This is a genomic window from Flavobacterium chungnamense, from assembly GCF_039539165.1.
Taxonomy (GTDB): domain Bacteria; phylum Bacteroidota; class Bacteroidia; order Flavobacteriales; family Flavobacteriaceae; genus Flavobacterium; species Flavobacterium chungnamense.
The window spans coordinates 16,706-31,264 of sequence record NZ_BAABCS010000009.1 but is presented as its reverse complement, the minus strand read 5'-3'; the positions used below and the strand labels follow the sequence as shown (position 1 = coordinate 31,264).

The 14,559-nt window shown below is 32.8% G+C and carries 13 protein-coding genes; 5 read left to right on the top strand and 8 right to left on the bottom strand.

Annotation, left to right across the window (positions count from 1 at the left end):
- Window positions 1–21: 21 nt before the first annotated feature.
- The gene (locus tag ABD771_RS04870) at window positions 22–969 is read right to left on the bottom strand and encodes an NAD-dependent epimerase/dehydratase family protein (protein ID WP_345091430.1); all 948 of its coding nucleotides are present in this window, start codon (window positions 967–969) and stop codon (window positions 22–24) included.
- Window positions 970–1,128: 159 nt separating this feature from the next.
- On the opposite strand from ABD771_RS04870, the gene ABD771_RS04865 reads away from it, so the two are divergent.
- Together ABD771_RS04865 and mfd are read left to right on the top strand one after the other, a co-directional pair.
- On the top strand, window positions 1,129–1,722 hold the full coding sequence (locus ABD771_RS04865) for a hypothetical protein (protein ID WP_345091427.1): 594 nt from the start codon (window positions 1,129–1,131) through the stop codon (window positions 1,720–1,722).
- Between the two features lie 2 nt (window positions 1,723–1,724).
- Window positions 1,725–5,081: a transcription-repair coupling factor gene (mfd, locus tag ABD771_RS04860; protein WP_345091424.1), complete on the top strand. Its 3,357-nt coding sequence runs from the start codon at window positions 1,725–1,727 to the stop codon at window positions 5,079–5,081.
- A gap of 49 nt (window positions 5,082–5,130) precedes the next feature.
- Here the strand turns inward: mfd and ABD771_RS04855 are convergent, their stop codons facing one another.
- The 4 genes from ABD771_RS04855 to ABD771_RS04840 all read right to left on the bottom strand — a co-directional run bounded on the left by ABD771_RS04855 (window position 5,131) and on the right by ABD771_RS04840 (window position 9,477).
- Window positions 5,131–7,341: a M12 family metallo-peptidase gene (locus tag ABD771_RS04855; RefSeq protein WP_345091421.1), complete on the bottom strand. Its 2,211-nt coding sequence runs from the start codon at window positions 7,339–7,341 to the stop codon at window positions 5,131–5,133.
- 97 nt (window positions 7,342–7,438) lie between these two features.
- Window positions 7,439–7,798, bottom strand: coding sequence for a YraN family protein (locus tag ABD771_RS04850; protein WP_345091418.1), 360 nt, complete (start codon window positions 7,796–7,798; stop codon window positions 7,439–7,441).
- A 91-nt stretch (window positions 7,799–7,889) separates the two neighbouring features.
- Entirely contained in the window at window positions 7,890–8,783 is an 894-nt protein-coding gene (locus ABD771_RS04845) for a S66 peptidase family protein (RefSeq protein WP_425556448.1), read from the bottom strand.
- A 94-nt stretch (window positions 8,784–8,877) separates the two neighbouring features.
- A complete protein-coding gene (locus ABD771_RS04840) occupies window positions 8,878–9,477 on the bottom strand; it encodes a hypothetical protein (RefSeq protein ID WP_345091412.1) in 600 nt (199 codons plus the stop codon).
- Between the two features lie 124 nt (window positions 9,478–9,601).
- Here ABD771_RS04840 and metG point away from each other — a divergent pair, with 124 nt between their 5' ends.
- The 3 genes from metG (at window position 9,602) to ABD771_RS04825 (ending at window position 13,070) form a co-directional block, all read left to right on the top strand.
- The gene (metG, locus tag ABD771_RS04835) at window positions 9,602–11,662 is read left to right on the top strand and encodes a methionine--tRNA ligase (RefSeq protein WP_345091409.1); all 2,061 of its coding nucleotides are present in this window, start codon (window positions 9,602–9,604) and stop codon (window positions 11,660–11,662) included.
- A gap of 10 nt (window positions 11,663–11,672) precedes the next feature.
- Complete coding sequence (locus ABD771_RS04830) at window positions 11,673–12,362, top strand: HAD family hydrolase (protein ID WP_345091406.1); 690 nt, start codon at window positions 11,673–11,675, stop codon at window positions 12,360–12,362.
- Window positions 12,363–12,446: 84 nt separating this feature from the next.
- On the top strand, window positions 12,447–13,070 hold the full coding sequence (locus ABD771_RS04825; RefSeq protein WP_345091403.1) for a CatA-like O-acetyltransferase: 624 nt from the start codon (window positions 12,447–12,449) through the stop codon (window positions 13,068–13,070).
- On the opposite strand, the gene ABD771_RS04820 is transcribed toward ABD771_RS04825, so the two are convergent.
- The 3 genes from ABD771_RS04820 to ABD771_RS04810 form a co-directional block, all read right to left on the bottom strand.
- On the bottom strand, window positions 13,067–13,510 hold the full coding sequence (locus tag ABD771_RS04820; RefSeq protein WP_345091400.1) for a hypothetical protein: 444 nt from the start codon (window positions 13,508–13,510) through the stop codon (window positions 13,067–13,069). The two genes, ABD771_RS04825 and ABD771_RS04820, sit on opposite strands and share 4 nt — an antisense overlap.
- A 221-nt stretch (window positions 13,511–13,731) precedes the next feature.
- A complete protein-coding gene (locus ABD771_RS04815; RefSeq protein ID WP_345091397.1) occupies window positions 13,732–14,160 on the bottom strand; it encodes an HRDC domain-containing protein in 429 nt (142 codons plus the stop codon).
- 22 nt (window positions 14,161–14,182) lie between these two features.
- Window positions 14,183–14,515, bottom strand: coding sequence for a single-stranded DNA-binding protein (locus tag ABD771_RS04810; protein ID WP_298308794.1), 333 nt, complete (start codon window positions 14,513–14,515; stop codon window positions 14,183–14,185).
- Window positions 14,516–14,559: the final 44 nt, after the last annotated feature.

The following is a 14,559-nucleotide window of genomic DNA, read 5'->3' as shown; positions in this document are numbered from 1 at the left end:
GTAGCGCTTTTTTTATGCCTATTATTTTTGTTTCTTCAAATTTTCCAACATTTCAACTGTCATGTTTTCTATGTTGAAATCGTTGCTCCAACCCCAATCTTCTCTTGCAGAAGTATCATCAATAGAAGCAGGCCAACTATCAGCAATCTTCTGACGGAAATCAGGATTATAATCTATAGTAAAATTTGGATAGTGTTTCTTAATCTCTTCAGCAATCTCTTTTGGAGTAAAACTCATCGCCGATAAATTATAAGAAGAACGTATTTTAATCTTTTCTAAATCGGCTTGCATAATGCTAACGGTTGCTTTAATAGCATCATCCATATACATCATGGGCAAAGCAGTATCTTCTGAAAGAAACGAAGTGAACGAACCTTTTTCAATAGCTTTGTGATAAATATCTACCGCATAATCCGTTGTTCCGCCACCAGGTTCAGTAGTCCAACTAATTAATCCTGGATAACGAATACTTCTTACATCTACACCATATTGATGGTGATAATATTCGCACCAACGCTCGCCAGTTTGTTTAGAAATTCCGTAAACTGTTGTCGGTTCCATTATAGTAAACTGAGGTGTGTTTTCTCTTGGTGTCGTAGGTCCGAAAACCGCTATACTTGAAGGCCAAAATATCTTCTTAATCTTTTTTGCTTTCGCCAAATTCAACACATGAAATAACGAATTCATATTCAAATCCCAAGCAAAAGCAGGATTCTTCTCAGCTGTAGCAGAAAGTAAAGCCGCCATTAAATAAACATCGGTAATCTGATATTGTTCAATTAAATGCTCAATCTGATTGTAATCTAAAGCATTAACCACTTCAAAAATGCCATTGTTGACAATATCATTATTCAATTTTCGAATATCCGAAGCAATCACGTTGTCATTTCCGTAAATACTTCTTAATTTGGTGGTTAACTCGGTACCTATTTGCCCACAAGCACCGATTATTAATATTTTAGTAGTCATAGTTTGTTTGTTTGTATTACAAAGATAACGTTTTCGTTAGAATGATGTTACAGTTTCCATTTGAAAAACAATTAGTGAACATTTATAAAACCTTTCACAAAATCTCTAAAACAAAACTCCTACTTTTGTACTTTTGTAATCAAACCCATTATTCTTCTAATGAAGTTATCATCGATATATCTAGTTTTCTTTATGTTAGTATTGGCATCGTGTCAAAACGATAACACTACACTGATTATTGAACAACAGAAAGAAGCAAAGAAAAAAGAAGTCATTTTCAACAACATCAACCGCGGATGGGTTTTTAATATTGCACCTGTAGAATCTTTAACACAAAGCCGCATCAACAGTTGGATGGAATGGCGTAACTTTCTAACAGAAATCAATCAAAAACCAAAGAGTACCATTGGCGCTTTTCAGAAAAAATCGAAAGCCCTTTCTGTAAAAGTAATGGACTTAAACAACAATATTCCATTAGAATTCAATAAACCACAAGTTAAAGCCAGAATAGCTGTTGTAACAACCAAAATAAAATCGTTGGATTTATTCATTCACCTAAACCAAATTCCTGACGCAAAAGTTGTAAAACTAATTGGCGAAATAAATATGGAAGTAGAATACCTTCAATTACAGATGGAAGAAATTGTAAAAAGAAGTCTAATACCAAGAGAAGATGGCGAACCAGATATGATGAGTATGAAAGACTCAACAAGAGCTGTTCCATCTACAAACATTGATCCCGATTTAGAATAATTTTGAGTAAAAATAACGTCCTTTCTGTCTATCAAAAGTCGGCAAAAGTCCAACTTTTATCTAATGCTTTAGAGCAACGTGATTCCAAAATAAATGCGAAAGGTTTATTGGGTTCTGCGTTGTCTTTTGTAATTCAATCTACTTTTGAAAAAGCGGAACTACCTTTTCTTTTGTTATTTAGTGATAAAGAAGAAGCTGCTTATTATCTCAATGATTTAGAACAACTCATCAACGATCAAGATGTGTTGTTTTATCCAGGTTCCTACCGTCGTCCTTATCAAATAGACGAAACCGATAACGCCAACATTCTACTTAGAGCCGAAGTTTTAAATAGAATCAATTCGCGTAAAAAACCAGCTATTATTGTTTCGTATGCCGAAGCTATTTTTGAAAAAGTAGTCACTAAAAAAGACCTTGACAAAAACACGTTAAAGATTGCTGCAAACGACAAAATAACCATCGATTTTATCAATGAAGTACTTTTTGAATATAATTTTAAAAGAGTAGATTTTGTAACAGAACCAGGAGAATTCTCTGTTCGTGGTGGAATTGTGGATGTTTTTTCTTTTTCAAATGATAATCCTTATAGAATAGAGTTTTTCGGAAACGAAGTAGATTCCATCAGAAGTTTTGATGTTGAAACACAATTGTCTATCGAAAAACTGAAGAAAATCTCCATCATTCCTAACGTTGAAAACAAATTCTTCGAAGAAAACAGAGAAAGTTTCTTAGACTACATCGACCAGAAAACAGTACTTTTTATTCAGAATACCGATTTACTTTGCCAGCAACTAGACAAACTTTTTGCAAAAGCAAAAGAAGTATTTGATAAATTAGACACTACCATAAAACATCTTGAACCTAAAGATTTATTTCTTAATCAAGAACAATTTTTGAAGAAAGCATTAAACTTTTCTGCAGTAGAATTGAGTAATGCGCCAACTTATAAAATTGATAAAACTATAGAATTTCATATTCAACCGCAACCTTCGTTCAATAAGCAATTTGATTTATTGATGAACAACTTGGCAGAAAATCATTTCAACGGAATTAAGAATTACTTGTTTTGTTCCAATGAAAATCAAGCCAATCGTTTTCATGATATTTTTGAAGATATTGATGAAGAGAATCATGAAAGCGTTCGCAAACAATACAAAACCGTTGTTTTCCCATTGTTTCAAGGATTTATTGATGAAGAAAACCAAATAGCGTGTTACACCGACCATCAAATATTTGAACGTTACCACAAATTCAATATTAAAAACGGTTATTCCAAGAAACAAACCATCACTCTAAAAGAGTTGACTTCCTTGACTGTAGGCGATTATGTAACGCACATCGATCACGGAATTGGAAAGTTTGGAGGATTGCAAAAAATACAGGTTGAAGGTAAAACACAAGAAGCTATAAAATTGGTTTACGCCGATAATGACATCGTTTATGTAAGCATACATTCGCTGCATAAAATTTCTAAATACAACGGAAAAGACGGCGCACCACCAAAGATTTACAAACTAGGAAGTGGCGCTTGGAAAGCTTTAAAACAAAAAACAAAAGCACGAGTAAAACATATTGCCTTCAACTTAATTCAGCTTTATGCAAAGCGAAGATTGGAAAAAGGATTTGCTTGCGCGCCAGACAGTTATTTACAAAAAGAGTTGGAAAGTTCGTTCATTTATGAAGATACTCCCGACCAAATCACCTCAACACAAGATGTAAAAGCCGACATGGAAACCGATAGACCAATGGATCGATTAGTCTGTGGCGACGTAGGTTTTGGTAAAACAGAAGTTGCCATTAGAGCAGCATTTAAAGCCGTTGATAACGGAAAACAAGTGGCTGTTTTGGTTCCGACAACAATCTTGGCTTACCAACATTATAGAACTTTTTCAGAACGATTAAAAGACATGCCAGTCACGGTAAATTATTTGAACCGATTTAGAACGGCAAAAGAAAGAACCGAAACCATAAAATTACTTGGTGAAGGAAAAGTTGATATCATCATTGGAACCCATCAATTGGTAAACAAAGATGTAAAATTCAAAGATTTAGGGTTGTTGATTATTGATGAGGAGCAAAAATTTGGTGTAAACGTAAAAGACAAACTCAAAACGATTTCGGCCAATGTGGATACGTTGACTTTAACGGCGACGCCAATTCCGAGAACGTTGCAATTTTCTTTGATGGCTGCTCGTGATTTATCAGTAATTACAACACCTCCACCAAATAGATATCCAATTGAAACACATGTGGTTCGTTTTCACGAAGAATTAATTCGCGATGCTATTTCGTATGAAATTCAAAGAAACGGACAAGTGTTTTTTATCAATAATAGAATTGAAAACATCAAAGAAGTTGCCGGAATGATTCAGCGATTGGTTCCAGATGCACGCGTCGGAATTGGTCACGGACAATTAGACGGTAAAAAATTAGAAGAATTAATGTTGGCTTTCATGAATGGCGAATTTGATGTTTTAGTAGCTACAACAATCATCGAAAGTGGTTTAGATGTGCCCAATGCGAATACAATTTTCATTAATAATGCGAATAATTTTGGTTTGTCCGATTTGCATCAAATGCGTGGTCGTGTGGGAAGAAGTAATAAAAAAGCATTTTGTTATTTCATTACGCCACCATATTCTGCGATGACCGATGATGCTAGAAAACGTATTCATGCTTTAGAACAATTTTCAGAATTAGGAAGCGGATTTAACATTGCCATGAAAGATTTAGAAATTCGTGGTGCTGGAGATCTATTAGGTGGTGAACAAAGTGGATTCATTAATGATATAGGATTTGACACTTATCAAAAAATCATGAACGAAGCCATTGAAGAGTTGAAAGAAAACGAATTCAAAGATTTGTATCCAACAGAAAACGACATCGAAACCAAAGAATACGTAAAAGATTTACAAATCGACACCGATTTTGAATTACTCTTCCCAGACGAATACATCAATAATATTACCGAGCGTTTGAATTTATACAACGAATTGAGTTTGATTAAAAACGAAGAAGCATTACAAGTATTCGAACAGAAATTAATTGACCGATTTGGAGCTCTTCCAAAAGAAGCTAATGCCTTACTAAACAGCATTCGAATCAAATGGAAAGCAACCACTGTAGGTATTGAGAAATTGGTAATGAAACAAGGTAAAATGGTAGGCTATTTTGTAGGCGACCAACAAAGTGATTTCTACCAATCGAATCGTTTTATGAAAATGGTTCAGTTTGTTCAAATGAACAGTAGCCTATGCAAAATGAAAGAAAAAGAAACCAAAAACGGACTTCGACTGCTATTAACTTTTGAGAATGTAAAATCAATAAACAAAGCTTTGGAGTTGATGAATAGAATATAAAACAAAAGCCATCTGAATCAGATGGCTTTTGTTTATTCTAAAGATATTCTTATCTTCTTAGTACTTTGAAATTAGCTTCTTTATCGCCATCAAACTTCAATTTGAAGAAATAAGTTCCTTGAGCAAATGCTGAAATATCAACATTAGTAGTAGTCTCATTCAAGTTTTTATCTAACAATAATTGCCCAGTAACATTATAAACTTGAATTTGATTGATAGTTGTTTTTGAATTGATTGTAACCTTTCCATTAGATGGATTTGGATAATAACTAAAATCAATATAATTGTTACTATTAGTATTTAATCTTGGCGAACAAGTAATGTTTGCAATATAACCTGCATCAATCACTCCTTGATCAGAATAAAACTTAACCGTTAAAGAACCATCAGTTGCAGAAGAAACAAACGGACCAGGAATATCTGTACCAGTAGAACCCCCAGGATTCATTAATGGTGCAGCAGTCGAATTTCCATCATAAACATATAAATAATCATAATCTAATTCTAGAGAAAATGCCGAAAAGGTCAATACAATTTCATTGTTTGCAACATTTGGAATAATTGTTCTTATTACAGTTTCCATATCTGTATAATCTCCTGTTGCGCCACCAGAATCTGTAAATACAATACCACTACAAAAGTTTGCTGCAGTCACAAAAATTAATTGTCTTCCTCCAATTTCAAGACCTGCTGTACAACTCGGACTAATTTCTGCCACATAGTATGAGTTAGAATTTAAACCATTTACAACATAATTATTTGTAGTAACGGTAACCCAACTACCAGGTGTTCCTCCAAAAGGATACACTCTAACTTTCCAAGCAGTAAATGTTCCAGAATCAATCCAACTAACAGTTGCAGTATCTGTCCCTACATTATTTATTGATATAGATGAGACTGTGTTGATACAGGTATTTATACAATCTGTACTCAAACAAGGACCATTATTTACAGCTGTTAAAACTGCGTTTTTAGGCTGTGTACCAAATCCGTTACTAAATTTAATTCCTACACCGCTTACTAGGTGACAATAACTCATGATTGTTCCTTTTGTAGTAGTTGAAGGAATAGTTAAAGGTGTAGTTCTACAAGAATAACCTTCTGCTGAAGATCCTAATGCAGACGACGCACAATTATCAATAGCTGTATTATTTCCGTTCCATGCACAAGAATGAGTATGCCTAGAACCTAACAAGTGACCAAACTCATGAGTAATTACTTGAACGGTCCAAGAATATACTGGAATTGCTGGTGGTGTTGCTCCTGTATATGAAAAGTTAACATCAGAATAACTAAAATTATTTTGAGAACACAACCCATTTATTCCAACTGCAACTCCTCCCAATCCTCCTGGATCAATTCCAACTAGTTGTCCAACATCTCCATCAAAAATAGGTCGCACCTCATTGAACTTATACAAGTAAGTTGAAGAAGAAGTACCTATTCCTTCATACGGATCTAGAGTAGTCCAAATGAACATTGATTTCAATGATACTGTAATGCCATCAACAGCATAAAGTGATTTGACATTGTTAAAAACAGAAGTCATCCAGTTGGTAGTAGTAGTAGTACTATTTCCATTTGATTGAAATAAATTATAGTCAACTTCAAAATACATTGTAACACATCTTACACTATTGATATCTCTATTTGCAACTATTGATTCATCGCTATGAAGTGATTCATCATCTTTGAAAGAACATTCAAATCCACTTCCTACTTGCATTTTAGAATCGGAATAAACGATATAGTCATTAACATTATTCGTTTTATCTAATTTTCCAATTACTAAATTATTTAGATCATCATTGGAGGCAACTCCATTTAGTTCATTAGGAAAGAAATTAAAAGATGCAACAGAATTGTAATCGCCTTTAACAATTCCACGATAGTGAACTCCTTTTTCGTAAGCTATATTTTTTGCTTTATCTGTATCTACATGAAATCCTTCTGCGAATAAATTTACTTTGTATAAATCTAATTTTACAATTGACCCATTGTAAGGAATTGATAATTCTATAAATTCATATTTATTGGCAACGATATCGTTAACAACGGTAGTTTTAATTGTTGCTAATGTGGCATCAGTGACAACATTATTCATATTCTCATCTGGTTTAACTTGTGAGGCTGTTAAAACCGTAAAAGGTCTAAAAACAACTCTAGATGCTTCTAATTCTTGAATCTTTTTCGCAACTTCATTCTGTGCAAACAAGAAAACAAAACTAAACAATGAGGCAATTGTAAAGATTTTTTTCATAGTATTTAAGGTAAAATTATGTGGTAAAGTTAATAAAAATGTAATTAGTTTATAATAACAGTAAAATAAATGTGTGATTTTTATAAATTGTTTAATCTTAGAAATAAAAAAAAGCGTCTTCCAAATGTTCTATCTTCAACTCATTGTCTTCTTTATAAACCGAAATAATATCAAATCGAACTTCCAAATCTAAATCATTGGAAATCAAATATTCATTTACGGCTTTGACCAAAAGTTGGATTTTTTTTGGCTTTACAAAATCTTGAGGCAATCCAAACTCTAGTGAGGAACGAGTTTTTACCTCGACTATGGAAAGTGTATTTTCTTTTTGGGCAATAATGTCGATTTCGGCTTTTTGGAACGTCCAATTAGTTTCAAGAATATCATAGCCATTCTTTTGCAGAAAATCTACAGCTAATTCTTCTCCCAGTTTCCCTAAATCATTGTGTTCTGCCATTTTTCAGATTGTTGGATTTTTTAGACTATTGGATTGTTGGATTTCTTTGAATGCTTTTTCTAAAAATCTAATAATCCAAAAATCTAACCATCTATTCAAAAACCACTTTACTCTCTAAATCGTTCACTTCCATTGTTACTTGCTTTCCAAAAATCAAGGCACGATTATCTGCCATATGTCCTGCAGGAAAATTATAAATTATAGGAATATTATAGTTTTTAGTAACATCTTGAATGATTTCTAGTGCGTTTTTTCCCCAAGGAATATCATTGTCTTTCATTTTGGTCATTCCGCCAACGATGATTCCTTTCAAACTTTCAAGACAACCATTGCGTTTTAAGTTTATCATCATTCTATCAATATGATACAAGTATTCATCTAAATCTTCAATAAAAAGAATTTTATCAGAACAATCAATTGCCGATGGAGAACCAAACAAACTGTATAAAATAGATAAATTTCCTCCAACTAATTCACCTTTAGCTGTTCCGTATTTATTCATAAACTCACATGGAACAGCATATTCTATAGGTTCGCCAAACAAAGCTTTTCTTAAAGTCTCTTTTGCTTCTTCACTCGCTTTAGAACTCACAGGCATAATTCCGTGAATTGATGCATAACCCATAGTGTTCAAATGACTATGTAAAACGGTAACATCACTAAAACCAACTATCCAATTAGGAGATTGCTTAAATTTTGTAAAATCTAATAAATCAATCATTCTCACTGTTCCATAACCACCACGAACACACCAAATAGCTTTAATGTTTGGATTGTCTAACTGCTCTTGAAAATCGGCTGCTCGTTGCTCATCAGTTCCTGCTAATTGGTTATTGTCTAAACCTATTGTAGAACCAACAACTACTTCTAAACCCCAATTTTTCAACCAAGAAATGGCTGGTTTTAGATTGTCTTCAATGTTTTTACGAGCTGTTGCCACAATAGCAACGGTATCGCCTTTTTTTAAATTAGGTGGAAATATCATCTTTTTTTGTGCTTGAATATTTGAAACAAATAAAATTGTAACGATTAAAATACTATTTACTTTCTTCATTAAAGTTTAAAATCTTTAGGCAAATCTAATAATTTTTGTGCCAACCTAAACCAAATGTTATTCCTAATCCTACAAAAGAGGTTTTTGAAACATTACCATAAAATTTAAAACCAATACTATTTGCAAAACTTGTAGGTTTTCCAACAGGAATCATCTCATAAATTCTAAAAGGCTCTTTCTTTGCATTGAACCATTTTATATTCAATTCAAATGGAAATCCAATGCTTTGATTGTTATTGTATTTCAAAACACCATTCGTATCATCAATCAAAAATTCTCTGTCAACATAAGCAATTCCTGCTGAATAACTATAAGATAAATTATCTTCAACTATTCTTTTACCAAATAGTAATGCTTGTTCTCTAACACTTTCTATTTGTATATAATCCGGTAAAAATTGTGTTTCCTGTCGTCTGATTTTGGATAATTCTAAATAGCGATAAGAAAATAAATAATTGTTTTTTTGATAGTTTAAAGTTCCGCCACTTGTAACTCCTTTAGAACTTCCATTAGAATATCCTATTATAATTTCTCCAAAAACTATTGGATTCGTTTTTTCTTCTTGAGCAAAACAATTCAAACCAATAAAAAACATAAACCCTAAAATTAAAGCTTTCTTTTTCATAAGTTTTTTACCAAAAATAGAAAAATTACATCGATTATATCAAACTAATTAACAAGTACACAAAAGTCACTACTTGTCTCTGCTAAAAAATACTTATTTTTGCAAAATATATACCGAATTTACAATGTTAGAAAATCCAAAAAGATATACCATAACGGCAGCATTGCCTTATACCAACGGACCAATTCATATTGGTCATTTAGCTGGAGTTTATGTTCCATCCGATATTTATGCTCGCTATTTACGTCTGCAAGGTAAAGATGTGGCATTTATTTGCGGAAGCGATGAACACGGCGTTGCCATTTCGATGAAAGCCAAAAAAGAAGGAATAACTCCTCAACAAGTTATTGATAAATATGATGGAATAATTCGTCAGTCGTTTCTTGATTTTGGAATTTCGTTTGACAATTATTCTAGAACTTCTTCTAAAATTCATCACGATACAGCATCTGATTTTTTTAGAAAATTATACGATAACGGCGACTTTATTGAAGAAGTAACTGAGCAATTATATGATGCGAAAGCCGACCAGTTTCTTGCAGATAGATTTGTGGTTGGAACTTGTCCAAAATGTGGCAATGAAGAAGCTTATGGTGATCAATGCGAAAAATGTGGTTCGACACTAAATGCAACTGATTTAATCAATCCAAAATCGACTATAACTGGTGAAACTCCAATTTTAAAATCGACTAAACACTGGTTTTTACCTTTGGATAAATATGATGATTTCTTGAAAGAATGGATTTTAGTTGGACATGCCAAAGATTGGAAAACAAATGTTTTGGGACAAGTAAAATCGTGGTTGGACGACGGACTGAAACCTCGTGCAGTAACGCGTGATCTAGATTGGGGAATTGACGTTCCTGTTGAAGGTGCAGAAGGAAAGAAACTTTATGTATGGTTTGATGCACCAATTGGTTATATTTCGTCTACCAAAGAATGGGCAGCTCATGAAGGAAAAGATTGGGAACCGTATTGGAAAGATGCCGATACTAAATTGGTTCACTTCATTGGAAAAGACAATATTGTTTTCCATTGTATCATTTTTCCTGCGATGTTGAAAGCTGAAGGAAGTTTTATCTTGCCAGATAACGTTCCTGCCAATGAGTTTTTGAATTTGGAAGGAAACAAACTTTCTACTTCAAAAAATTGGGCCGTTTGGTTGCACGAGTATTTGTTAGATTTCCCAGATAAACAAGATTCTTTGCGTTATGCCTTAACATCAAACGCACCAGAAACTAAAGACAACGACTTTACTTGGAAAGATTTTCAGGCAAGAAACAATAATGAATTGGCTTCTATTTTTGGAAATTTCATTAATCGTGTGGTTGTTTTAACTAACAAATATTACGACGGAATTGTTCCTAATCCAAATGATTTTACTGAAGTTGACGAACAAACTTTAACAGAATTAAAAGCTTATCCTGCTGTAATTTCTTCGTCAATTGAAAGATTCCGATTTAGAGAAGCACAAGGTGAATTGATGAATGTAGCTCGTTTAGGAAATAAATATTTAGCCGACGAAGAACCTTGGAAAATGGTAAAAGAAAACCCAGAAAGAGTAAAAACGCAAATGTATGTTGCCTTACAAATTGCCGCTGCGTTAAGAGTTTTATCTGAACCTTTCTTGCCATTTACCGCATGCAAATTATCAGGAATTCTAAAAACCGATTTGAATTTGAGTTGGAAAGATGTTTCTGAAAGAACCGATTTACTCCCATCTGGGAATCAAATTGGACAAGCTGAAATTTTATTTGCTCAAATAGAAGACGCTGAAATTCAAAAGCAAATAGACAAACTAGAAGCTACAAAAAAAGCAAATGTTATGGAGAATCAAGTTGTAGAACCACAAAAACAAACAGCAACATTTGAAGATTTTTCAAAATTAGATTTGCGTGTTGGAACTATTTTAGAAGCTGAAAAAATGCCAAAAGCAAACAAACTTTTAGTTTTAAAAGTTGATACAGGAATAGACGTAAGAACCATAGTTTCGGGAATTGCAGAACATTTCTCACCAGAAGAAGTGGTTGGAAAACGCGTTACCGTTTTAGTAAACTTAGCTCCAAGAGCATTACGTGGCGTTGAAAGTCAAGGAATGATTTTGATGACGAATGATGCAGAAGGTAAATTAGTTTTCGTGAATCCAAGCGCTGATGGAGTTGAAAACGGAGCTATAATTTCGTAAATAACTATTCATGAATCCAAAAATAATCGCTTTTGATGCTGATGACACTCTTTGGCACAACGAACCTTACTTTGATGAAGCACAAGCAAAGTTCTGTGAACTTTTTACTGATTATGCTTCCAAGCAAGAAATTTTACAACTGATATTAAGTCATCAAGTAAAAAATCTTCCTTTGTATGGATTTGGAATTAAGGCGTTTACACTTTCTATGATTGATTCTGCTTTAGAATTGACCAATGATCAAATATCGGGACAAGGCATCAAAAAAATTATTGCTATTGGTAGAGATTTACTTCAAAAACCTGTAGAACTTTTACCTGAAGTGGAAGATGTTTTACAACAATTAAAAGGAAAATACAAACTTGTTGTAGCAACCAAAGGCGATTTGAAAGACCAACATAGAAAATTACACGATTCTGGAATTGGACATTATTTTCATCATATTGAAGTAATGAGCGACAAAAAAGAATTGGATTACGAAAAAATGTTAGGTCGTTTAGACACAAAACCTGAAGATTTTATCATGATTGGAAACTCATTAAAATCGGATGTTTTGCCTGTTTTAAACATTGGAGGACATGGTTATCATATTGCTTATCACACCACTTGGGAATATGAAAAAATTGATTTTGAAATAGAACACAACAACTTCAAATCACTAGAAAAAATCTCAGACGTTTTACCATTATTATTACAATAATTGAAAATTATTTTAACCGCAAATTCGCAAATTATTTAAAAATGAAGAAGACAAATTTGCGAATTTGCGGTAAATTATTTTTTTATGAAACAAAAACTCAACTTAGAAACCTGGAATCGTAAAGAACATTTTCTGTTTTTCAAACAAATGGAAGAACCTTTTTTTGGTGTAACAATTACAGTTGATTGCACCAAAGCTTATGATAAAGCAAAAGAACTTGGCGTTTCGTTTTTTACTTATTATTTGCATAAAACATTGACAGCGGTTAATCAATGTGAACCTTTTCGTTACGGAATAATTGACAATGAAGTTTATATTTTTGATAGAATTGATGTTTCTTCAACCATTTTAAGAGAAGACAAAACCTTTGGGTTTTCCCAAATAGAATATTCCAAAGACTTAAACCAATTTGCAGAAAATACAAAAAAAGAAATCGCAAGAATTCAATCAACATCAGGACTTTTTACTAGAGAATATTCCGAAAATCTAATTCATTTTTCTGTATTGCCTTGGATTAATTTTACTTCTTTTTCACATGCAAGAAGTTTTACTTGGCTAGACAGCTGTCCAAAAATATCTTTTGGAAAAATGATGGACGAAAACGGCAAAAAAACCATGTCAATGTCCATTCACGTGCATCACGGATTAATGGATGGATTTCACGTCGGAGAATTTGTTGAACTATTTCAAAAGTTAATGGACGATTAGAAAAAATAGGTCCAATTAGCGCCATCACTTACAACAATAACTGTTTTTAAAATTGCATTTGGTGGCATGTTTAGAGGTGAAGAAGTAAGTGTACTTGAATCTTTAGAAAAAAAGTTTCCTCCAAAAGTATATATCTGCGCGGTAACAGAGTTTGAAATGTTTCTAAGTATGTAAATCCTCCCAGGAACATTAACGGCATTGGGTAAAATAAATTCTTGATTACCTGATGTAGGAGTCAATGAAATATAAACTCCATCATTAATTGGTGTAGCACTACCTGATGGCCCACCATTAAACACAGCAGAACCTGCAACATTAGTATTAATTATTCCTATTTCTTTAATAGTCAAATTTCCATTAATATCCAATGTACTCATTGGTGTTGATGTATTAATTCCAACTTGAGAAAATCCGCTTTGAAAAAAGCAGCCAAACACCATTAAAAAAAGGATTTGTTTAAAGTGGAACATCTTTTAAAGTTAATTGTTTATTGTATTCTAAATAAAGATATTAAAAAAATCAACAGTTGTTAATTTAATCTTTCTCGAAAACGTTTTCGTGTTAAAAACTTCTTTATTTTCGTAGCATTGTTTCTACATATACAAAAAAAACGACAGAATTTTACTTCCATCGCTTTGTTTAAAGTTCAATTAATTTTCTTTTAAAAAGTATTCAAAATTGATAAAATATCATCTCCATAATTTAAGGTTCTTGTCTCTCCAAAACTTTTCACTGCTTTTAGCTCATCTAAATTTTGTGGTTTTGATTTTGCAATTGAAATCAAATGTGAATTATGACAAATTCTAAAAGCCGACCAACCTAATTTTTGAGCTAAATCATTGCGCCATTGTTTCAAGGCTGTGAAGATTTCGTTCTCTTGTTCATTAAGTTCTATAACTTCGGTAGGTTTTGAATCACTTTTTTTCAATTCATAGAAAACTACTGCCGACCAAAAATCTGTTGTTCCTGTGGTTACAAAATTGGTTGAAGTAAGCTTTACCTCTACCGAATCAAGAAACGCATTCATACGTGTTTGATCCTGCTGACAATTTTCTTTATCTAAACGAATATTAAATACTTTGATGTTCATCGTGACACTTTTTTACGTTAGACTATTTACCTAAAAGCAATAACTCGTTGGCAACAATTTCAGTGATGTAACGCTTGTTTCCTTCTTTATCGTCATAACTTCTGTGCGTCAGTTTTCCCTCTATAGCGATTTCTTTACCTTTGATAACATATTTCTCAATAATGTCAGCTACTTTTCCCCAAGCGGTAATTCTATGCCATTCGGTGTTCTCAACTTTCTCACCTTTATTATTAGTGTAACTCTCATTAGTAGCAATAGTAATATTAGCTACTTTCTTTCCTCCATCAAACGTTTTGATTTCTGGTTCTTGTCCTACGTGTCCGATTAATTGTACTTTGTTTTTAATTGCATTCATGGCGTGTAAATTTTTAATTGTTTTTGTTATTTGAAAATTATTCT